This window comes from Candidatus Methylomicrobium oryzae (assembly GCF_016745425.1).
Classification (GTDB): domain Bacteria; phylum Pseudomonadota; class Gammaproteobacteria; order Methylococcales; family Methylomonadaceae; genus Methylomicrobium; species Methylomicrobium oryzae.
Window position 1 is genome coordinate 1 of sequence record NZ_JAERVK010000011.1, and the last position, 23,003, is coordinate 23,003.

A 23,003-nucleotide genomic window follows, 5' to 3' on the forward strand; every position below is an offset into this window, starting at 1 on the left:
CCGTCCTCTCCCCGAGGCCGGGGGTTTTTTTATGGCCGAGGTTCAGGCCGCTCGCTAAAATAATGTTTCATTTGCGTATGCACGGTAAAATGGCGCTGTTCTCTTGATAGTTCATTCGTGCAGCCTTCCCCTCCCAGACTCAGTGTAGCCGGCGTGTGAGCACCTTTCCAAAAAACCGTATATCATCCGCTAACAGTCTTTGGGACGTTCTATCGTTCGCTGCAGGCATTGCCTATACCCTAGCATTTGCGCCTTTCGATTTATATCTTACCGTTTTTCCCGCGCTGGCGTATTTGTTCTGGACCTGTATGCCGCTTACGCCGAAGCGTGGGTTACTGAGAGGCTATTTGTTCGGGCTTGGACAGTTCGGTTTAGGCGTTTCCTGGGTCTACGTCAGCGTTCATGATTATGGCGGAGGTGGCGCATTCGGCTCACTTCTCATAGCCGGCCTTTTTGTCGGATTTTGGTCTGCGTTTCCCGCTATTGCCGTTTACATGACGGCAAAGCTGCCGGGAAAACAATCCGGCCGTTTGATTTTCTATCCTCTGGTCTGGATATTGATCGAGTATCTGCGGGGAAAAATTGTATTGGAAGGCTTTCCGTGGCTGCAGATTGCCTACTCGCAACTGGATGCGCCTTTAGCAGGCTATATTCCGCTGATCGGCGCTTATGGGGCGGGGCTGCTTGGGGCTATATCGGCCGCCTTGCTCACTGGGATATTCATCCGGCCTAAATCCGCCTTATATCTATTGATCGGTATTATGAGCATATGGTTTGGCGGCGGAGTTTTGAAAACTGCCGAATGGACTCGCCCTTACGGTGAGCCGCTCAAAGTGACGCTGATCCAAGGCAATATTTCGCAGGATAAAAAATGGCTACCGGAAACCCGCGTCAGCACGATTCTGCAATATATCCGAATGACCGAGGCGCATTGGGACTCGCAAGTGATCGTCTGGCCGGAATCTGCAGTACCTGCTTATTTGCCGGATGTTTACGAGCCTTTTCTGAAGCCTCTGCATCAGAGCGCGAAAGCCCACCAGGCCGATTTGATCGTCAGCGTACCCTCCTATGGCGATGCGGAAGGAGAGAAATATAATTCGGTCATCACCTTGGGTCGGAATGAAGGCATTTACCGGAAGGTGCATTTGCTGCCTTTCGGGGAATACATGCCGTGGCAGCCGGTTTCTGGCTGGATACTTGAACATTTCAATTTGCGGCTGAGCCATTTTACTCCCGGAAGTGCCGATCAGCCGTTGCTGCGAGCCGGCGGCTATCCCTTCATTACTTCGATTTGTTATGAAGACGCGTTTTCGGAAAATGCTCTGCGTGGGCTCCAGGATGCGGCCTATCTGGTCAACGCGACCAACGACGCCTGGTTCGGCGATTCGATCGAACCGCACCAGCATTTGCAAAACGCACGGATGCGAGCATTGGAAACCGGGCGTTACCTGCTGCGTTCGACTAACACCGGTGTGACCGCAATCGTATCTCCAGACGGGCGAATACTGAAGCAGGCCCCTCTATTTACCACAACCGCATTGACGGGCACGATCAGACCGATGACCGGATTGACGCCTTATGCGTGGATAGGGGATAGGCCGGTCGTGGCATTTATAGCGGCGCTATTGTTTTTGATTTTACTGCTGACTCGTTCGGACAAAATGAGGTTATTTCGTATCGACGAAAAATGCCCGATATAATGTTCGAAAGTTAATTTTATATCCCAGCACTAGCTCATCCTGAGCAAGTAAGGCATTATTAAGCATTGTGCTTTATATTCACGATGTTTTTATCATCGTACTGAGTTGCCGCGTTATGATAATGCCTTTCTTCTCCACAATAGATCGGAAGAAAACCGCTCTGTTCTGTATCGTATGGACTGCGCTGCTATTTAACGGCTGTGCTACAGAGAAGGCCGTATCGCCGACTCTGCCGCTATATCGGCCTCAGGTTCAGCGCGCCGAACATTCCAAGCATAGGGCGGCTTATAACCGGCCTTACCGGGTTAAGGGAAAAACCTATTATCCGATGGCTTCGGCAGCGGGTTATAAAGAGATCGGTACGGCTTCCTGGTACGGCTCGGAGTCGGGAAATCGGACCGCGACCGGGTCACGGTTCAGGTCGCAACACATGACGGCTGCACACAAAACCTTGCCGCTGCCTTGCAAAGTTAGGGTGACTAATCTCCATAACGGCCGTTCGGTCGACGTGCTGGTCAATGATAGGGGCCCCTTTAAAAAAGGGAGGTTGATTGATTTGTCGCAGGCTGCGGCGAGAAGAATAGGGTTGCGGGGACTCGCTAAAGTCAAGGTCGAGTACCTGAGCAGTCTCGAATGACGAGATTGCGCCTTCGAATACTTAAGATCGCTTTTGTCGGCAGGGTCAATAGCTTGCGAAAATCAGGAAACTCTCAAATAAGGCCGTTATTGGGGTGCCGTTAATCGACATCCTGAACTTTTAACTAGGCTTTTTTAGCCGCACCGAACCAGCCGAACGATTCGGCCAGCATCAGGATTACGCCCAGATTGATTGCCGCATCGGCGATATTGAAAAACGGAAAATGCGAATTTCCGTAATATACGTCTATGAAATCAATTACATAACCGTAGGCAACCCGATCGATCAAATTGCCGATCGCGCCGCCGAGGATCAGCGCCAGCGCTGCCGCGAGCAGCGTTTCATGCTTTTGCAGTTTGGTGAGCCATACCGTAATTCCGGCACTGATGACCAGCGCGAGCCCGGAGAAGAACCAGCGCTGCCAGCCGCCCGCTTCGCTTAAAAAGCTGAACGCCGCACCGGTGTTATGCACGTAAGTCAGATTCAGATAGGGGATTAGCGGAATCGATTCATATAAATGCATCGAAGCGTCGATCGCCAGCTTGCTGCCCTGGTCGAGCAGGACAGCCAACAAGGTTAACCAGAGCCATTTCAACATCGGCATCATCACGCGAATTGGCGAGTTTCGCCGGCACCGGCAACGTTTTCGACACAACGTCCGCAAAGTTCCGGATGCTCGGGAGCGATGCCTACATCAGCACGCTGATGCCAGCAACGGACGCATTTGGGATATTCAGAAACATTAACCTTGATACGGACTCCCGGAATGTCGGTCGAAGCTGCATCAGTCGGGTCGTCGGCTTGCTCCGCCATTACCGAAGCGCCGGAAGTGATCAGCACGAAACGCAATTCCTCTCCCAAAAGCTTTAACGCCTGGAAATAGTCGCTGTTGCAATACAGTTCAACTTCGGCATTTAGCGACGCGCCAATATCGCCTTTGGCGCGGCTTTTTTCAAGTTCTTTGCTGACTGCGGTGCGTACGGCCATCACTTTTTGCCAGGTGTCGCGGCTGATCGCCGCATCGGCGTCGAGCTGGGCCAGTCCGTTGTACCAGGTTTCGAGAAACACCGATTCGCTGCGTTTGCCCGGCATGAAATGCCAGATTTCGTCGGCTGTGTAGCTGATGATCGGGGCGAGCCAGCGTACCAGGGCTTCGAGCACATGATACATCGCCGTTTGCGCGGAGCGCCGGGCCAGGCCGTCGGTTTTCGCGGTGTACTGGCGGTCCTTGATCACGTCCAGGTAAAAGCCGCCGAGATCAATCACGCAGAAGTGATGCACTTTCTGGAAAATCGATTGGAATTGATATGCCTCGTAGGCGGCTTTCACTTCTTCCTGCAATTGCCAGGCCCGATCCATCACCCAGCGGTCCAGCGCGAGCAGGCTGCCGGTTTCGACCAGATGCTGCGCCGGATCGAAATCGTTCAGGTTCGACAGCAGGAAGCGGGCGGTATTGCGCAGCCGCCGATAGCCGTCGGCGGTCCGATTCAAAATTTCAGCCGAAACGTTCATTTCGCCGCGGTAATCGGCCGAGGCGACCCATAGTCGCAAGATGTCCGCGCCGAGGTCTTTCATCACCGCTTGCGGTGCGACCACGTTGCCTTTCGATTTGGACATTTTTTTGCCTTCCGCATCGACCGTAAAGCCGTGCGTCAGCACCGCCTTGTACGGCGCGGCATCATTCATCGCGGTCGAGGCCAGAAGCGACGACTGGAACCAGCCGCGATGCTGGTCCGAGCCTTCCAGGTACAGATCGGCCGGAAATCTCAATTGCTCGCGCCGTTCGAGTACGCAGGCATGCGTTACGCCGGAGTCGAACCAGACGTCCAGCGTATCGGTGATCTTGTCGTAATACGCCGCTTCGTCGCCGAGTAATTCGGCCGGTTCCAGATCAAACCAGGCATCGATGCCGCGTTCTTCGATCCGTTTGGCGATCGGCTCGATCAATTCGACTGTGCGCGGGTGCAATTCGCCGCTCTCTTTGTGCACGAAAAAGGTGATCGGTACGCCCCAGGTGCGCTGCCGGGAAATACACCAGTCCGGGCGGCCGTTCAGCATGCTTTCGATGCGCGCCTGGCCCCAGTCCGGAATCCAGGCGACGTGTTTGACTTCGGCCAGCGCGGTTTCGCGAAGGTGCTTCTTTTCCATCGAAATGAACCATTGCGGCGTCGCGCGGAAAATGATCGGCGTTTTGTGCCGCCAGCAATGCGGATAACTGTGCTCGATCGCATGGTGATGCAGCAGCTTGCCGTTCGTCTCCAGCACTTCGATCACGTGCTCGTTGGCCTTGAACACATGCTCGCCCGCGAACAGTTCGGTATTCGGCAAAAATACGCCGTCCGCGCCGACAGGGTTGTCGACCGGCAGATCGTAGCGAAGGCCGGCAACATAGTCTTCCTGGCCGTGGCCGGGGGCGGTATGCACCGCGCCGGTACCCGCGTCGGTCGTTACGTGATCGCCGAGAATGACAGGGACCTGGCGTCTGTAGAAAGGGTGATGCAATGCCTGGTGTTCGAGCGCGGAACCTTTGCAATAGGCGATGACCCGGAAGTCGTCGATGTTATAGCGCGACATCGCATCCTTCAGCAGCGCCTCGGCGATGACCAGACGCTCCTTGATGCCGCCTTTTTCGCACTGCACGACCGCATAGTCCAGTTCGGGATTCAACGCGACGGCCTGATTTGCGGGCAGGGTCCACGGCGTAGTGGTCCAGATCACAACCGACAGGGGGCCTTCGCCTTCGCCGACATGGTGGCAATTGGCCAAAAGAGCGATCGGATCCACGGCTTCGAAACGCACGTCGATCGCCGGCGAATGCTTGTCCTCGTATTCGACTTCCGCTTCAGCCAATGCGGAGCCGCAGTCGGTGCACCAGTGAACCGGCTTCGCGCCGTGCGCGATATGGCCGTTTGCAGCGATCTTGCCGAGCGAACGCACGATGTCCGCTTCGAATGCGAAGTCCATCGTGAGATAAGGATTGTCCCAGTCGCCGAGAATGCCAAGGCGGACGAAGGCTTCTTTCTGCAGCGCGACCTGCTTGCCGGCATATTCGCGGCAGGCTTTACGGAACACCGCCGGCGTGACTTTGACGCCGGCCTTGCCGACTTTCTTTTCGACCATCAGCTCGATCGGCAGGCCGTGGCAATCCCAGCCGGGTACATACGGCGCATCGTAGCCGGCCAGCGTTTTCGACTTCACGATGAAGTCTTTCAATACTTTGTTCACCGCGTGGCCGATATGGATCTCGCCGTTCGCGTAGGGGGGGCCGTCGTGCAGGACGAATTTGGGGCGTCCGGCCGCCGCTGCGCGGATCTTTTGATACAGTTTGGATTCGTTCCAGATTTTCAACCGTTCCGGTTCGCGCTGTGCCAGGTTCGCTTTCATCGGGAAAGCGGTCGTCGGTAAATTAAGCGTTTTTTTATAATCCATAGTCATAAGCGTTTGAATCGGCAAAAATCTTTTGGGTTAGAGCCACATCTTTCTCGATCTGGGCTTGTAATTTATCAAGGGAATGGAAACGCATTTCGTCGCGGATTTTGTGCTTGAAATGCACTTCCACATAACGTCCGTAAATTTCCCGGTCAAAATTGAACAAATGGGTTTCCAGGACCACTTTCGAGCCGCCGTCGACGGTCGGCCGCGTGCCGACGTTCGCGATGCCCTGGATCTCACCTTCGCCGAGGCCGGTCATCGTTACCGCAAACACGCCGTGAAGTGGCGTATTCTTTCGGTGCAGCTTGATGTTGGCGGTCGGAAAACCCAGGGCCCGGCCGCGTTTCTCGCCGTGCACGATCCGGCCGCAGACCGAATAGCTGTGGCCCAGTAATTGTTCGGCCTGCGCGAGATTGCCGGCCGCCAACGCATCCCGGATCAGTGTACTGCTGACGCGAAGGCCTTCGATGGAGAGCGAACCGGTGTCCTCGACCGTAAATCCCCATTGCCGGCCCTTATCTTGCAGCATCGCAAAATTGCCGCGCCGGGCCTTGCCGAAATGAAAATCGTCGCCGATCACCAGATGTTTTACGTTCAGCTTTTTGGCCAGGATGTCATCGATGAATTTTTCGGCATCCAGGTTGGCAAATTGCCGATTGAAGCGGGCAATCAGCAAATAATCGACCGGCAATGTCGAAAAGCCGAGCACTTTTTCGCGCAGGCGCATCAGCCGCGATGGCGAGTTGTCGCCGAGAAAATATTCCAAGGGCTGCGGTTCAAAAATCATCACGGCGACCGGAAGCCCAATGGCTCGGCCTTTTGCGGCAAGTTTGTCGATTACCGCGCGATGCCCCAGGTGCAAGCCGTCGAAATTACCGATCGTCAGCACGCAGCCCTGCTCGAGGGATTCCAGATGGGATAGGCCTCTAATGACACGCATCATCAATGCTTGGGAAACGCAAATTGAGCAAGAAAAGCTCCGCCGCTATGCTATCAGGCATGATTCGAACCGTAACGGCGGATTCGGAAAAGGCATAAATCAGCGTTTCATTTAATTAAAACCGCTGATTTTATCATGATTTACACGGTAAGGTAGGCGCCGTGTGCGAATTGGAACATTCTGTTGCGGAGCAACTACGGTTGCTCCTCGCGGAAAGTTTATTTTTTGGGAGCGGGTGTGCTTGGCGGCGCATCCGTGGCCGGAACCGGAACAGGCACCGGCACGGGTTCGGCGACTTTCGCAGGCGTTTCTTGCATCGCCTTTTCTTCCCGTTCGCGTTTCAGGCCTTCGCCGTACAGCGTCACCGTAATCATGATCAGGATCGGCGTGATCATCAGGATCATGAAGCGGCTGGGCTCCTTCAGAAAAAATAGGGGCCATTTCGGCTTGATCATTCCGAGCACGAAGAAAAGAAGCGTAAAAGCCGCCATGTTGAAAGAATAAAATACCATATTGAATTACCGATAAAAGTGGTTCAAAACCGGGTAGTGCCGGAGAGTCGGCTCCGCCGTCCATAACTTTATAATATACCACCATCCCTCCATGAAATTAAACTTAGCGCCGAGCAGCCGGTTTGACCGGCAAGGATTTCCGGAAGCCGGAAGGCCGCTGAGCCTGTTCGATATCCGATCGAGTTTAAGATGGAGAATTGGCTGGCTCTTTATGGTATAAGGGCAAGGAATTTCGGATTTCTATTGAGACCGATCAGCGCGGATTTTGATCGATAGGCTATTCTTTAACATGCGTTTTTTAATCTACCCTTCTTTGGAGGCCTCATGGGCGGTTTCGGGATTTTTGTCTTAGCGTTATTGGTTCTCGCCGTATTAGGCGTGTTTTTGGCGGTCAAATCGGTTCCGCAGGGGATGGAATATACAATCGAGCGATTCGGCCGCTACACCAATACATTGACACCCGGATTGAACATCATCGTCCCGCTGGTCGACCGGGTCGGCCGCAAAATGATCATGATGGAGCAGGTGCTGGATGTGCCGTCGCAGGAAGTGATCACGAAAGACAACGCGATGGTCACCGTCGACGGCGTCGTGTTCTATCAGGTGATGGACGCTGCTAAAGCCGCCTATGAAGTCAGCAATCTCGAGTGGGCAATCCTGAATCTGGTGATGACCAATATCCGGACCGTGATGGGCTCGATGGATCTGGATGAGCTATTGTCCCGCCGCGACGACATCAACGCGCGCCTGCTGACGGTCGTCGACGATGCGACGACGCCGTGGGGTATCAAGGCGACCCGTATCGAAATCAAAGACATCGCGCCGCCGAAGGATCTGGTCGAAGCGATGGGCAAGCAGATGAAAGCGGAACGGCTAAAACGCGCTTCGATTTTAGAAGCGGAAGGCCTTAGGCAATCCGAGATCCTGCGTGCGGAAGGCGCCCAGCAGGCAGCGGTTCTGGAAGCCGAAGGCCGCAAGGAAGCTGCCTATCGCGACGCGGATGCCCGCGAACGTCTGGCGCAGGCCGAGGCCCGGGCTACGCTGATGGTGTCCGAAGCGATCGGCAAGGGCGACCTGAACGCGATCAATTATTTCGTCGCACAAAAATACATTGAGGCGCTGCAAAACGTCGCTGCCGCGGATAACAGCAAACTGATCCTGATGCCGCTGGAGGCCTCGAGCGTGATCGGCGCAATTGGCGGGATTACCGAACTGGCGAAGGAAGCGATGGCCAAGAATGCCAAAAGCGCATAGGGGGGGACGATGGAATTCGACTTTGTCTTCTGGTACTGGTGGATATTGGCGTTGATTCTTCTGGTCGTCGAACTGGTTGCGCCCGGCTTCTTTTTCCTGTGGATGTCGGCAGCAGGCTTTGTGACCGGCTGCCTGGTTCTGCTGTTTCCGGCGACACCGGAAAATTTTCAGATTTTCGAATTTTCGGTACTGTCGATCCTGGCGATTGCGGCCTGGCGGTTTTATGTCAAGAAACACCCGATCGAAAGTGACCGGCCGCTGTTGAACAAGCGTGGCGCGCAGTATATCGGCCGAGTGTTCAATCTGTACGCGCCAATCGAGAACGGGCAGGGCAAGATCAAGGTAGACGACACGATCTGGAAAGTACACGGGCCCGATTGTCCGGTTGACGCGAAAGTCCGGGTGGTTTCGGTCAACGGTACAGTGTTTGAAGTCGAAAAAGTAGAACATGGCTAAGGTAAACCACAATGCCACATTCGGCACGGAGGGTGTGGGTTGCGGCTCTGGTTCAATGACTTATGTTTTTCACCATAATATTAAAAAAATGTTCTTTATGAGATAATAAACAGTTTGTTGGCAATCGGCATTATTTCTGCGCATGAATATCGTCAAAACCGATCTGGAAAAGGCTCTAAATCTTTGCAAAGGAGCATTTTTGTCCGCGGCTGGTTTTAGTCTATTGATTAATTTCTTAATGATTGCTCCCTCGATTTATATGCTGCAAGTGTATGATCGAGTGGTCACAACCGGAAATATGACAACATTACTGATGTTGACATTAATTGTGTTGTTGTTATTTATCACGATGGCCTCTTTGGAGTGGGTGCGCTCCCAAATACTCGTAAGAGTCAGTACGCGCTTGGAAATGCTGCTGAATACACGATTATTTCGCGTTGCTTTCAAACAAGCCTTATTTACGGGGGGGAGGCAGGCTACGACCCAGGCGCTCGATGATTTGACCGGTTTGCGCCAATTTCTCACAGGCAATGGGCTTTTTGCGTTTTTTGATGTACCTTGGATGCCGGTTTATCTGGCTCTGCTGTTTGTATTCCATCCTTGGTTCGGATGGTTTTCCGTAGCTACCGCAATATTGCTGAGTCTGGTTGCTGTTGCGACCGAAAAAGCAACGAGTAAAACGTTGAGCGATGCAAATAATGTCGCCATTGCCACTCGGGCCCAATTAAGCAAAAACTTACGTAATGCCGAAGTAATCGAATCAATGGGCATGTTAGGTAATTTGCACCGGCGCTGGATGGAGGGGGCTGTAAAAGTTTTGAATTTGCAGGCCGTGGCCAGCTCGCGGGCAGGGCTATTGGCTGCGTTGTCAAAGATCATCCGTATGTCTTCACAATCGCTGATTTTGGGATTAGGTGCTTATTTGACGATCGAACGCGAGATTTCTCCAGGCCTGATGATTGCCGGTTCCATCCTAATGGGTAGGGCCTTGGCTCCTATTGATTTAATGATTGGGACCTGGAAAGGCTTTATTAGTGCTCGCGGCCAGTACAAACGGTTGAATGAAATTTTACAGCAAATTCCTCCCGAAAAGGAGCAAATGCAGCTTCCCGATCCTCAAGGACGCATTCAATTCGAAAATACCGTTGTCATTCCGCCGGGCGGTAAAGTACCCGCTATAAAGGGGCTCAATCTGGTGATCGAGAAAGGAGACATCATTGGCGTAATAGGGCCCAGCGGAGCTGGTAAATCGACATTGGCGCGGGCGGTATTAGGTATTTGGCCGACCGCTAACGGAGTGATTCGATTGGATGGTGCGGAGGTTTTCAACTGGGAGCGCGAACATATCGGCCGGTTCATTGGCTACTTGCCTCAGGATATAGAGTTATTTGAAGGCAGTATCAGCGAAAATATCGCTCGTTTTGGCGAAATTATTCCGGAAAAAGTTGTTGAAGCCGCAAAAATGGCTGATGTGCACGATATGATTTTACGCCTGCCGGAAGGCTATGATACTGTTATTGGCGCGACGGGCGGAAACTTGTCGGGAGGCCAGCGGCAAAGAATAGGTTTGGCGCGGGCTTTGTATGGCAATCCGGTTTTGGTTGTTCTCGACGAACCGAATTCCAACCTGGATGAACAGGGCGAAAGCGCCCTCGAAAAGGCTTTGTTGCAGCTCAAACAAAAGCAGACAACAGTAATTATCATCACGCACCGAAATAATGTCCTGTCCAAAGTTGACAAAATGATGATCCTGAATGACGGTGCGCTAGTTGTTTACGGGCCGAAGACGCAGGTTATCGAATATCTGCAGCAACAGCAAAAGCAACAACGGCCCGTAGCGTCCCTAGCTTAATTCCTTACATAAGCAAATATGACACAAAATACTAGGGGCAATATATCGTCCCCGGATTTGCACACTAATGACTGGTCGATACGGCTCATCGGTACAGTAATAGTGATACTGACATTCGGCATCTTTGGCGGATGGGCATTTTTGGCGCCGATTGATAGTTCCGCATTGGCACCCGGGGTTGTTGTTGTAAAGTCGCATAGAAAAACCGTGCAACACCTGGACGGGGGAATTGTTGCCAGAATACTGGCCAAAGACGGAGATTTGGTCAATGAAGGCGATCCATTATTGATTCTTGACGATACGCAGCTAAAAGCCCAAATGGAAATTGCGCGTAGCCAGTTCATTAGTTTGGCTGCGCAGGCGGCTCGGTTGCGTGCGGAAAAAGATCAACTCAATCAGATCGCTTTTCCTGACGAGCTGAAAGATGACAGTGACCAAAAGGTAACTGAAGCCAAAAAGGCTGAAATCAATGTTTTCAAATCCAGAAAAACCACCCATGACGGCGAGGTGGCGGTGCTGAGAGAAAGGATCAGCCAGATATCCAGCAAAATAAAAGGCTTGCAAGCCCAAGTCGAAAGTAAGAAGGTCCTGGTCGATTCGTTTGGTGAAGAAATTCATGATTTAAAAGAATTATTGGCGGAAGGATATGCCGATAAATTACGCTTGCGAGACATGGAGCGTAGTCATGCGATGCAAAATGGTGAAATCGCCCAACTGAATGCGGAAATCGCTACCAATCAGATGTTGATCAGCGAAACTCGCCTGCAGATTATGCAGATACAAAAGAAATTTCAGGAAGAGGTTGCCAGCAAGCTTAGCGAAGTACAGGCGCAGCTGAACGATGTCAATGAGAGACTGTCCGCGACAAAAGACAAGCTTGACCGCATCATCATCAAGGCACCCGTCAGCGGCATGGTAATGGGCTTGTCGGTGCATACCCAGAACGGAGTCATATCGCCAGGCCATGCGATTCTCGATATCGTACCGAGAGATGCCGAGTTAATTATCGAGGCCCAAGTATCTCCTAATGATATCGATCGCGTTTCGGTTGGTCTGCATGCCGAGGTGCGTTTCAGCGCCTTCAAGCAATCGCAGACCCCGAAGATGGACGGCACCGTTATTCAATTATCGGCAGACCGGTTTGTGGACGATCAATCGGGCACGCCTTACTACCAGGCGCGTGTCGAACTGACTCCGGAAAGTCGGAAAAAGCTCGGCAAGCTTCAGCTGGTCCCGGGGATGCCGGCAGAGGTTCTGATCAATACGGGAGAAAGAACCTTGTTCGAATATTTGGCGCAGCCTGCAACCAATGCGTTCGCACGTGCATTTATCGAAGATTAATAGGTGCCGAATGACTAAGTCCAATCTTCTATGGGGGGTGGTATTCTGCTTGTTTAGCGCGGTAGCGTTGGCCGATGATTTGCTTACTGTATATCGCCAGGCCTTGGAGGGCGACCCTACGTTGAAGTCCGCGGAGGCTAAATCGGAAGTCGGAGCTGCACAAAAAGGCCAAGCACTCGGTCAAATGCTGCCGCAGATCAATGCTGTCGGCAACTGGTCGAAAAACCAACAAAGAACAGATACCGGCCCGCGAGCCGCGAATAGCTCTTATGTCGGTACCCGCTACTATGTTTCGCTTAGCCAGACCTTGATCGACTTTGCGAAATTTTGGGAATGGCGGCGCGCGTCCAAGGTGGAAGATCAATTTGCCTCCGAAGAAATTGAGTCGCGGAATGAATTAATCTTCAATGTGGTCGATCGTTATTTTGCTGTGTTGGAAGCCGAGGATCAATTGGAGTTTACGCGCTCGGAAAAACAAATGACCCAGCACGAATTGGATCAGGTGCAAAAACAATTCGCCAAGCAGGTGTTAAAAATAACCGATGTGTATGCCGTGGAAGCGCGTCTCGATCAAGTGGTTGCCGACGAGATAAAGGCGGAAAGTCAACTGGTAACCAGTCAGCAAGGTTTGCGTGAATTAACGGGGATGGCACCTTCGAGTTTGTGGAGGCTTCGTGAAAACATCGAGTTTAAAGAGCTTGAAGGCAAATTGCAGCAATGGATCGATATGGCGCAAAGTCAAAACCCTCTCTTATCGGCCAAGCGTATTGCTATAGAGGCAGCGGAGAATAATGTTGCCGCACAAAAATCCAAGCATTTGCCAGTCGTAGATCTGCAATTGAATTTCTACGATACCAATACCGGATACAATAGTCAGCGTTTAGGGGCGGATATACAGACCCAAGTTGCGGCGATCAACGTTAATGTGCCGATATTTTCGGGTGGAACCACCACTCATCAATTATTTGAAGCCAAAAGCAAATTGCGATTGAGTCAATACGACAATGAAATCGCCTTGCGTTCCTTGACTAAAGAAACCAGCGATGCGTTTCTCACCACTAATGCCGATGTCAAGCGCATCAAGGCGGGCCGAAAATCGCTCGAATCGGCGGCCAAATCGCGTGAATCGATGGCGCGAGGACTGTATTACGGTATAGTTACCATCAGCGACTTTCTCAAGGCGCAAGAAAATGAATTTGCTGCGAAAAGGGATTTGGCGCAGGCTAAATACAGCTATATTCGCAATCACATTCGCTTTTTGTTGGCCATCGGTTCGCTTGATGAAAACAACTTGCGCGAAATCAACGACTGGCTGGAATCGGCAAAATCGAGCCCGGCTGCAAACGCTGAAGAATCATAAGCTATAAAAGTCGCTGCAGAAGCTTTCGCTTTTTCGTGCCCGAGCTGGAACTTAGGAGTCGGAAGAGGCGTGTCAGAATCCCTCCCCCCCCCTTTTTTTTTTGTTTCTTGTGCTCTCCGCTGCTGGGTTTTCAATTTCTTCCTGGCAAGTACTTCTAATCTGGAGATTGGGATGCAGCGACCTGACAACCGGCCATGCGCACGAATTCGGATGGAGTCCGAATTTAGCCGGATTCGGAGTATCTCTACCTAAACTGTAACAAATGAAATGCCCCGTCTGTGATATATTGAGAAAGATGGATGAGTCCTAAAAAATGCTGGCTTATATGCAAATCTAATCAATAAACTGATGGGGTCGGAATAAAACGCGAGGCTTTCTAGAATCACTGCGCTCACTTCGAGTGAAGTATGCAAGATAGAGGTGTGAATTTGTTCGTACAGAACGATGCCCGAAAGGCACAGATAAATTCGCGTCTGCAAAAAATAAAAGAATTCTGAAATATCTCTAAAAGCCAATTGAGATTGGACGAATTTTATTAATATCCATAACCTGGGTGTCGTAGTTCTGTTGGGCTTTACGTACTTGTATTTTTCCCTGTCTGACCCCTTTGTCTTTAAGGTGAAAAAGCCATTGTTAGGGTATGATTGACCCAGCGTGGTGCAAGAGCTGGCAAAAGTAGTGCAAAGCTGCTTTGTTATCCCCATTTTGTGTTGGTCGACTGTTGGACGAAAGTATTTATCGACCTGGGTCCGGGTCATTCAGCGGCGATACAGTTAAACTAATATATGATTCATAAAGGGAAGATTATTAGTGGCATGAAATCTGCATTTATATTGCTGTCGATGCGGTTTGGGAAAACGCAACAATCTTTGGAAGATGGGCAACAAAGTGGATCGTATGGGGCTGTCATAAAGCCTTTTGGGGAAGTAATCCGAAAATAATTTGATAAAAATCATCAGTTTGTCTGCGTAACTGAATGATGTTCTAAGAAAATCCCCAAAAAGCTAGACAAAGTTGCTTAAATGTCACTATACTTTATACCGCGACAATGGACTGAAATTACCAATCTGCATGATGCCAGCGAAAAGCCAAGTCAGTCGATAACCGTTTGGGCGTGGCGTTGCTCATCTTTAACTGTTATAAAACAGAAATTTATGTAACCGGAGTAAATTATGACAATTAGTTCTACAGAAAAAGCTCAAGCCATCATTGGCGCCCTTGAGGGATATGGGATCGACTTTAAGCCAAGCCAAAAAGCGGCACTGAGCAAAACCATCGTCAGGCTGTATGAAAAAGCCCATAGAGATGACGCTTACGTATCTAACTATGTCGGAAGCCGCCTCTTTATACAAAAGCAGTTAATAAAGAATTTTAAGGACCTGGGCCTGGGGGATACCGATGGAAACGGTAAGCTTTCAAAAGCCGAAAAAGCGGTTTTGTTGGCCGACGTAAAAGCGGATCTGAAAACGGCCGCCGAAACTGGCCTTGGCGGAGGCGGAGAGCCGACTTCCGGTTTGACGTTAAGCGCCGATAAACAGGCTATTACCGAAGGTCTTGACGGTGTTACCTTTACGGTTACAGGTACGGCAAATACCACCTTGGTATGGGAAGTCGATACCAGCCACAGCGAAGACGTTAATTCTGCAGTGGGTTCCGTTGTTTTGGATGCAACCGGCAAGGCCACTTTCACTATCAGCGCCCTGCAGGATTTGCTTGCGGAACCGTCCGAACTGTTCACGGTTACCTTGAAAAATACCACCGGCGAAGTACAGACGACTAAAGTCGTTCAGATCAACGAGAATCAAAACCTCAACAAAACCTTCAATCTTACCTCGCAGACTGCTGCCGGTGCAGACGTAATGCGGTTGACCGGTGATCAGGATGCGCGCATCGATGTAACCGCCAACGACAATCAAGTCAAGGGTCTGGATCTGGACGGAGACGGCGTCATCGAATTGAACGGTGTTGAAAACAACAACCCGACGGCGTTGGATGACGGCAAGGACTTCGAAATCGTTGATGCTTACAGCCGTGATTTGCTTAATCAGGGCAATATCGCCCAAAACTATTTGGGCGACATCGCGTTTGACGGCACCGGTTTCGCTGGCGATGGCGTTAATACCGACGGCAACATTTTCCTGGGCGGCCTGGGTGCGGACACCGCATTTGGCGGCATCGGTAACGACTTCATGGCGGGCGGTGGTATTGCCCAAGCCCGCGGTTGGGGCCAAGATTCCCTGAAGGGCGGTCGTAATGCCGACTTCTTCTTTGCTGAGTTTTCCGGTCTGGACGCTACCGATGGCAGCAGTCTGTGGATAGACGGCGGCAATACCGCCGATGACAACGCAGCGGGCGTAGGCCAAAGTGCGCAGGACTCTGACTGGTTGCTCTTTGAAGCCTCTGATGATGACGAGCCAGTGCAAATTTGGCTGACTGACAGCAGCGGCGGCATTGATCCGGGTCATGGTGAAGCAGAATCCCGTTCGGGTGAGTTCATGGATCTTGACGATGTTGAAAACATCGATGCCTCAGGCAACCTGTACGGATTCCTGGACGATGTGAATGTCGCGATCGGCGCTGGCGGTAAAATGGTCAACGGCGAAAACGTTGGCATCGGTACTTCCGCACAATTGCACATAACTGGCAGCACTGTTCGCAATATCCTCATCGGCGGTTACGACAACGATTATATCGAAGGTCGTGATGGCGATGACTTACTGATGGGCGGCAACCTGCGTTACGCGTTGAACAACCCGAATGCGGCCGGCATTGTCAATGACGGCAGGGATACGCTGATCGGCGGAGATGGCAACGATGACATCGTATTCGAAGCGGACGGCGGCGCTATTGGCGGCGGTGAAGACGATGATACCCTGTGGCTCACTGATCAATCTCTCGGTACTCAAACAGCCGACGATTTGACTACCGACGGCGTATTGCGTTTCGATCTGAGAGGTCAAAACATCAATGATTCCGCTGGTTACGGCGGCGCGGACGTAGACGGCACGCAAGACCAGACCAACTACAGCGGCAGTGCCCGCGTGACCGTGACCGATATGGAAAACGTGATCGCCACCGGCCTGGGATCGATCGACTATCTGGCGTCCGGCGCGAATGATCCGGAGCTGCATTTCGCAAATCAACAAAACCACTTCGCTTATGAAGGCGATCTGGATTTGCGCGGCACGTACGGTGACAACATCTTGTATGCCAATACGGGCGACGACGTGATCGAAGGCCGTAAAGGCAACGATTTGTTGTCGGGCGGCGAAGGCAACGACGACTTCATCTTCCATTTGGGTTCTATTGTCAATAACAATGCTCAGGAAGTTGCTGCGGATGGCGTGGATGTAATCTGGCGTCAAGTCGATGCGAACGGCGACAATATTTGGGATACGGATGCCGACGGCAATTACCTCTATGGCCAGGATTTCGGCTTGGATGCAACCGCCACCGTAGGTTCTTCCGTGCTCAAGATCGCGATTGAAAAAGCAGGCGGCAATGCGCCGGGCGACGAGTTGTCCGATGTGGTCAATTTCGTGTCCGAAATCACCACGGGCGTCAAGGTTGGGGATACTTTCCAAAGCATCACCTTGAATACCGCTGCGATCAAGGCGGCGACGACCTACCAAGGACTGACCGATGCGATTAATGAAGCCTTGGATGCAACATCGTTTGGTACGGATCTGCAAGCCACCCTGCAATCTGATGGCGTAACGATCTACATTACCGACGCGCTGGGCCGCGAGTTGGCGGATACGACCACGGAAGTGGCGGGCGCGGGCGTTACCGTACAGCAAAAGGCAAACACGCAGACCGCCAATACGTTTGCGTTTGGGGAAGCCGATGTAACGGTATCTCAAGATCGTCTGATCTATGCCGCCTATGAAGACCGTGCCGATGGCGAGTTGCGCGACGATGATGCCGTGCTGGGTTCCAACGTCAGTCTGGGCCAAGAAGGCTATGCCGAAGACTTGGTGATCAATTTCGCCGAGGATGGTACGCGTATTGCCGAAGACCAGACTTATACCCTGACGTTTGACAATCTCACGACTCAGGATAAAGTGACCATCCTGGTCAACGGCGTGGAATACTCCCTGCAAGTGGGCGTGGATCTCGACGGTAACATCATCGGTAACGAAGATGGTCCGTTCGATAGCCAGGCGAATATCCAGGCAAATTTCCTGGATCGTTTGACCGACTTCATCAACACTTTTATGGACGATGACACGGCTTCCGGTGAGTTGAGTGCGTCTTTCAATGGTACTGACACCATTACGCTGACCCAGGCCGACTATAACGGCGAAGAAACCGTGTTCATGATCGAGCCGACCGTGACCATTCAAAATCTGTCCAATGGCGAGCCGGCTACTGTCACGGTTGAGAATACTTCGCAGCATGAAGTGCTCCTGTACCAATTCGACGGCCGCGACGGCAATTTGAATAACGACAACGTGTTGTTCATCGGCGATAGCGGCATTAACCGCTCGACCCTGGAAACCGCTGAAGATGCAGGTTCCACCATCGTTGGTAAAAATGCCGTGCTGATCGACAACAAGGTCGATACGCATGCGGAAAGCGTTGCCAACACTGGGGAAACCATTGTCAATAGCCAAGCCACCAATGCCTGGCTGGACAACCAAGTGGAAATCTATTCCGTACACGGCGATGATTTCCTGCTCGGCGGTCAAGGTAACGACACGATCAGTGGCGGCACCGGTGACGATCGTGTAATTGGTTCCTTGGGCGCGGACGACCTCGACGGTGGTAAGAACTACTATGCCGTTAAGGTATTGGGTGAAGCCAAAACCCGTGTTTATGAGCTGAACAAGTGGGAAGCGGCCAATCCTTCGAAAGTGGCGGCATTGACCGGTCTGAACATTTCTTCGATTGCCCTGATCTCACAAGCGGAGACCGGCGTCACGTTGGCGAGCGGCGTATTCGATGATACGTTGCAATTCCAGCAGGCTGATTTCGCGGCGGGTCAAACCGAGTTCACCATTACGCTGAACGATTATGTAGTAAACGGTGGCGCGATCGAATTCCGCAACGACGGTGCCGGTACGGTTGGCGTAGACGTGGACGGCGATGGCGATTTTGAATCCACCAGCACCTTCACCAACTTCGAAAACATCCGTACGGTATCGGGTGTCGGCAAGGCGGTAGCAGGCGATGGTCAAGGTAACGACACTCTCGATGTGTCCGGATTGTCTACGGATGCAGGCGGCATCAGCTATAACTTGACCAACGACGCGGGCTTCAGCGGTCCGGGCGATGTGCGTTACAGCACCGATGCGTTCGTTACTACGGACGGTGATAGACCGGCCGAGACCGACTATGAGCAGCTCGTTATCAAGGTCGATGGTGTGGAAAACGTCATCGGAGGTTTGGGTAACGACTTGGTAATCATCGACGAAACCGAAGCGGCCAAAAACAACACGTTCCAGGCAGGATTGGGCGTTGACCGTATCGAGTACCGTAATGACTATAACGGGTCCGAAACGGCTGAGCCAACGGTTACCATTAAAGTCAACGTTGCGAACGATACCGACCATGTCGTCATGACGGGAGGTCGTGTCGGCTCGACTGTGGCAACAGACATTTTGACCGGCGTCGAGTACATCGCGCTCAACGGCAATACGGCCGAAAGCGTCCGTGCGGACGACGTGATCGATGTGACGGCCATGACCACCGGTGCCGTAGTTGACTACACCAACGGCGAAGTACGCGACCTCAACGGAAATGTCCAGCTGACCATCGAAGGAATTTATGAGATGGAAAATGTTTGGGCCGACGGCAATGATACGGTTATTGTCGCTGACGAAGACATCATGAGTCAGAATGCGCAATATGACAATGACGACGAAGATGTTGCCTTCGCGACATTCATTGACTACGATGAACTGGATGCCAACAATCAACGTGTCGCGTTTGCGGATCAGGATTCTGCTCAAATCGTGGATGTAGAGAATCAGAACTTGTTCACCTTCGACCTAAGCCGCGTGGGTAACGATGCTGATGTCGATACCGTGGATTACAGCCAGGCGCTGGACTCCATCGCCACCGTTGTAAGAACCGGTAGCGATCAGTATGTACTGGTTGATGAAGACAGCAGCCCCGATGACAGCTTTGGCGGCAACTGGGTTACCCGCGTCGATCACCTGATCAGCGCGGAGCGCATTGTAGCTTCGCAAGCTGAATCGGTACTGGACTTCACCAATTTCGGTCAAGCCGTCGAAATCAGCTTCCAATTCGATCCGCTCAAGGCCAATGCGTCGACAGATCAGTTCGAGAGCACGATTCGCATTGCCGATGCCAGCAGCAATGAAATCGCGGGCGTGCCGACCTACGTGGAACGCTACGACCTGAATAAGAATGTATCAGTCGATCCATTCAACAATGCTACCTGGAACCGCATCGAAGGCAGTGACTTTGGTGAAAGCATCAAGTATGACGGCAGCGAAGACCTGACCAACCTGGCCGGTGTGGATCACCGTTATTCCGACGACACGCTCAACCTGCGCGGCGGTAATAACGTGGTTTCCTACTTCCAGCTGGAAACCAGCATTAACGCGGTAATCAATGTCTCTGAGTTCGATGCTGAAAACGCGACCACTACCGGTTTGATTGATGCCACTGTGTCCTTTGAAGACGGCACCGGCACCAATACGATCCTGGCGGGTAGCGGCGAACACCATATCACGTCTTATACCAGCGACAATGGGATTGCGGCGGGTAGCTTGAAGCTGGAAGCGTCTCAGGATGCGGAAGACAGCCTGACCTTTACGGGGACGACCGACAAGATCTACTTCCTCGGCACGTCGGCCGGCGTAATCGATGTCAAAATCGGTGATCTGGACACCATGCGTCTGACCGGATTCGAGATTCTGAAAGATGCGGAAACCAACGATGTCTATGACATGAAATCGCTGGCCAACGTTCATGGTAACTTGACGCTTGTTGACGGTTTGCAAGGCTTTGGTGGTGACCACGACACGATCAAGGTCTACGACGACGCCATTAACTTTAATGGTGCCGGCGCAAATACCATCAGCCTAGCAGCACTGGACGCTCCGGCTCCGGGTGGCTTTGGCTTCGACTTTGATGTACTGGACGTGACCGGTGTGACTTCCGCTCTGGTTACGACATTAGTCGGTGCAACCGGTCCGACCGATGAAGTAGTACTGGGAGCTGTCAACAACATCGCGACTGTCAACGACTTCGAAAGCGTGGTTCTGACCGATGCGACGCTGGCCCAAACCGGTACTACGTTCGTGCTCGATACCACCGCCAATAAACTGACCGGCGGCGCCAAATCGCTGACGTTCAACAATGACATGAACACGGTGAGCTTCCGTGGTCTGGTGTTGGAAGCAGGCACTCTCGACGGCGGCCAAGTTGCCAACGTAACCAGCGGCATCACCTTCACGGTGGCGGGTACGGCTACGGATGCGGTTACCGTCTATGGCGGCGACGGCAACGATAGCATTACCGGCGGTGCCGGCGATGACACGCTGGTCGGCGGCAAAGGCAACGACACGCTGGATGGCGGTTTTACGGCGGAAGTCACTGAAAAAGTTGTTGTTACACTGAGCGGTGGCGCAGCTACGCTTGAAGCGGGTGATGATTTGATCATCGCTGGTGTCACAATCAGCGACGCCGGTGGCGATATTACTGTTGTCGCTGGATCTGATGCTGATCAAGTCGGTTCTGCGTTCGTAACGTGGGCAGGTACCAATCTTGCTACGATCGAAACCAATTTGGGGCTGAACGCTGGCGATTTAGGTTCTGTATCTTATGATTCCGACAGCAATAATATTATCTTCAACTTTACCAGCCAAGCTGGCGATGTGGCAGCAGCTACAGTGACTGTCGATGACACGGGCATGACAACAGGTACGTTGACAGGAACTGTATTTGAAGATGGAACCGATGCTGCCCAACAGTCCGTAGCTTATGCGGCCCGGGCCGAAAGCGCCGACACTTACGTGTTCGAAGCCACGGCGGCGGACAACGGCGTTGACACGCTGAACAACGTGGATGCGAGCGATACGCTGGACTTCAGCGCCTTCTTCGGCACAGCTGCGGTTGCGGGTATCACTGACGACGCTAGCGATGGCCTCGTGTTGACCAACGGTCAGGTAACGGTAGGTTTCAACCTGGCTAACTTGGTAGTCGGCAGCGTCTCGGGCTTGGGAGACAACGAAAAAGCGGTAGTGTTGTTGACCGCCGACGCAGACGGAGCTGCGGATGTCACCAATAACCCGTATCAGGTCTACTACGTGGAGAACGGCGATACTGCCGGCACGTCCGACCTGACGGTGACCTTGGTCGGTACTGTCAACAGCGCTGCGGAGTTGACTGCGGCACAAGCTCTCGGTCTGGTCTAAGACCGCTGAGACACCCCCGGATTTACTCCGGGGGGAATCCCTACAACCCCGCCTTCCTATAAGGCGGGGTTTTCTGTTATTTTATTCCTGGTTTCCGGGCGCAAGTTTGGAAGCCGCCTTCATCATGTTCCGGTTTCAAGCGATTGGCGCCGTAACGCATTGCACTAAATTGTTAGGATTTCTCTTATGGCTCAAGCAAAAACCATTAAAATCGATAATAAAGAATACGCCCTCGATGCGCTGCCGGAGGTCGTCAAGCAGCAATTGGCCAGCCTGCGCGTGGTAGATCGTGAAATTGCGCGTTTGCAGACTCAGTTGGCGATTGCCCAGACCGCGCGTTCGGTCTTTGCCAATGGCATCAAAAACAATTTGCCGGCTAGCGAATAGCTTTGGCAGAATAATATCCGAATTTTACGGAATTTCTTCGGGTTGGGAGAGTTGCCGGCGTAAAGTCGGAGTTTGATAAATCTTGTCCCGTGCCTGTCTTAGCCCAGCACCTCGATCAGTTTCATTACTCGCCTGAATGCAGATTCAAAAAATCACCACCCGTTACAGCATTTACCAGGATCGCCTGTCTATCGACGGACAGTTTGCCAATGGCGAAATCGTAAGGCTGTGGCTCACTTACCGGCTAATGCGGGAGTTGTTGCCGCCATTGTTGAAACTGATTACCCCTCAGGCCAAGACCGAAGCCAAGGCAGCCATCTTGGCGGAATGGGCGCTAAGCCATGCACGCTCGCGGCAGCAGTCGGAAAAACCCGTAAGCCCGCCAGCCGCTGGCGCCGAAAAGGGCAGCCGGCAATCGCCCCCGCCGGCAAGTTGTCTTGTCAGCGCCATCGAATTGAAGACGACACCCAAGTCGGTGACGCTGGCATTCAAACGCTGGGGTAATCATCCGGTCGCCGATCTGGCGTTTAAACCGGAACATTTGCGGCAATGGTTGAGCATCGTTTATGGCTTGTGGAATCAGGCCGGCTGGCCCGATAATGAGTGGCCCGACTGGGTTAAAAAGATGCCGACGCTCAAGCCGGACGACGTGATCGTGCATTAGGGTGCACTATTTAAATTAATGGGTTGTAGGCCGGATAAGCGAAGCGCATCCGGCGATTGCGTTGTGGATGCGCTTCGC

At 52.4% G+C, this 23,003-nt stretch carries 14 protein-coding genes; 10 read left to right on the forward strand and 4 right to left on the reverse strand.

Going from position 1 to position 23,003, the window contains the following annotated elements; translation table 11 throughout:
* Window positions 1–227 precede the first annotated feature (227 nt).
* Window positions 228–1,700, forward strand: a complete 1,473-nt coding sequence (gene lnt, locus JJL52_RS12965; RefSeq protein WP_436231523.1) for an apolipoprotein N-acyltransferase — start codon at window positions 228–230, stop codon at window positions 1,698–1,700.
* A gap of 328 nt (window positions 1,701–2,028) precedes the next feature.
* Window positions 2,029–2,337, forward strand: coding sequence for a septal ring lytic transglycosylase RlpA family protein (locus tag JJL52_RS21660; protein ID WP_336885073.1), 309 nt, complete (start codon window positions 2,029–2,031; stop codon window positions 2,335–2,337).
* Between the two features lie 124 nt (window positions 2,338–2,461).
* Here the strand turns inward: JJL52_RS21660 and lspA are convergent, their stop codons facing one another.
* The 4 genes from lspA to JJL52_RS12990 form a co-directional block, all read right to left on the reverse strand.
* Window positions 2,462–2,935 (reverse strand): signal peptidase II, encoded by a 474-nt coding sequence (gene lspA, locus JJL52_RS12975; protein ID WP_202052888.1) that lies wholly within the window; start codon window positions 2,933–2,935, stop codon window positions 2,462–2,464.
* 8 nt (window positions 2,936–2,943) lie between these two features.
* Complete coding sequence (ileS, locus tag JJL52_RS12980; protein ID WP_202052889.1) at window positions 2,944–5,772, reverse strand: isoleucine--tRNA ligase; 2,829 nt, start codon at window positions 5,770–5,772, stop codon at window positions 2,944–2,946.
* Entirely contained in the window at window positions 5,756–6,709 is a 954-nt protein-coding gene (ribF, locus tag JJL52_RS12985) for a bifunctional riboflavin kinase/FAD synthetase (protein ID WP_031430928.1), read from the reverse strand. The genes ileS and ribF overlap by 17 nt, the downstream gene beginning before the upstream one ends.
* 218 nt (window positions 6,710–6,927) lie before the next feature.
* Entirely contained in the window at window positions 6,928–7,200 is a 273-nt protein-coding gene (locus JJL52_RS12990; protein ID WP_236994243.1) for a hypothetical protein, read from the reverse strand.
* A gap of 345 nt (window positions 7,201–7,545) precedes the next feature.
* Here JJL52_RS12990 and JJL52_RS12995 point away from each other — a divergent pair, with 345 nt between their 5' ends.
* From JJL52_RS12995 to JJL52_RS13030, 8 genes are all read left to right on the forward strand, one after another.
* Entirely contained in the window at window positions 7,546–8,475 is a 930-nt protein-coding gene (locus JJL52_RS12995) for an SPFH domain-containing protein (protein WP_031430933.1), read from the forward strand.
* Window positions 8,476–8,484: 9 nt separating this feature from the next.
* Complete coding sequence (locus JJL52_RS13000) at window positions 8,485–8,931, forward strand: NfeD family protein (protein WP_031430935.1); 447 nt, start codon at window positions 8,485–8,487, stop codon at window positions 8,929–8,931.
* A 142-nt stretch (window positions 8,932–9,073) separates the two neighbouring features.
* Window positions 9,074–10,783 carry a type I secretion system permease/ATPase gene (locus tag JJL52_RS13005; RefSeq protein WP_031430937.1) on the forward strand — a complete coding sequence of 570 codons (1,710 nt, stop codon included), beginning with the start codon at window positions 9,074–9,076 and terminating at the stop codon, window positions 10,781–10,783.
* 18 nt (window positions 10,784–10,801) lie between these two features.
* Window positions 10,802–12,124, forward strand: a complete 1,323-nt coding sequence (locus JJL52_RS13010) for an HlyD family type I secretion periplasmic adaptor subunit (RefSeq protein ID WP_202052890.1) — start codon at window positions 10,802–10,804, stop codon at window positions 12,122–12,124.
* Window positions 12,125–12,134: 10 nt separating this feature from the next.
* Window positions 12,135–13,484: a TolC family outer membrane protein gene (locus JJL52_RS13015; protein ID WP_202052891.1), complete on the forward strand. Its 1,350-nt coding sequence runs from the start codon at window positions 12,135–12,137 to the stop codon at window positions 13,482–13,484.
* A 1,172-nt stretch (window positions 13,485–14,656) separates the two neighbouring features.
* Window positions 14,657–21,874, forward strand: a complete 7,218-nt coding sequence (locus JJL52_RS13020; RefSeq protein ID WP_202052892.1) for a hypothetical protein — start codon at window positions 14,657–14,659, stop codon at window positions 21,872–21,874.
* A 186-nt stretch (window positions 21,875–22,060) separates the two neighbouring features.
* Window positions 22,061–22,261, forward strand: coding sequence for a DUF6447 family protein (locus JJL52_RS13025; RefSeq protein WP_202052893.1), 201 nt, complete (start codon window positions 22,061–22,063; stop codon window positions 22,259–22,261).
* A gap of 136 nt (window positions 22,262–22,397) precedes the next feature.
* A complete protein-coding gene (locus JJL52_RS13030; RefSeq protein ID WP_202052894.1) occupies window positions 22,398–22,925 on the forward strand; it encodes a hypothetical protein in 528 nt (175 codons plus the stop codon).
* Window positions 22,926–23,003 lie beyond the last annotated feature (78 nt).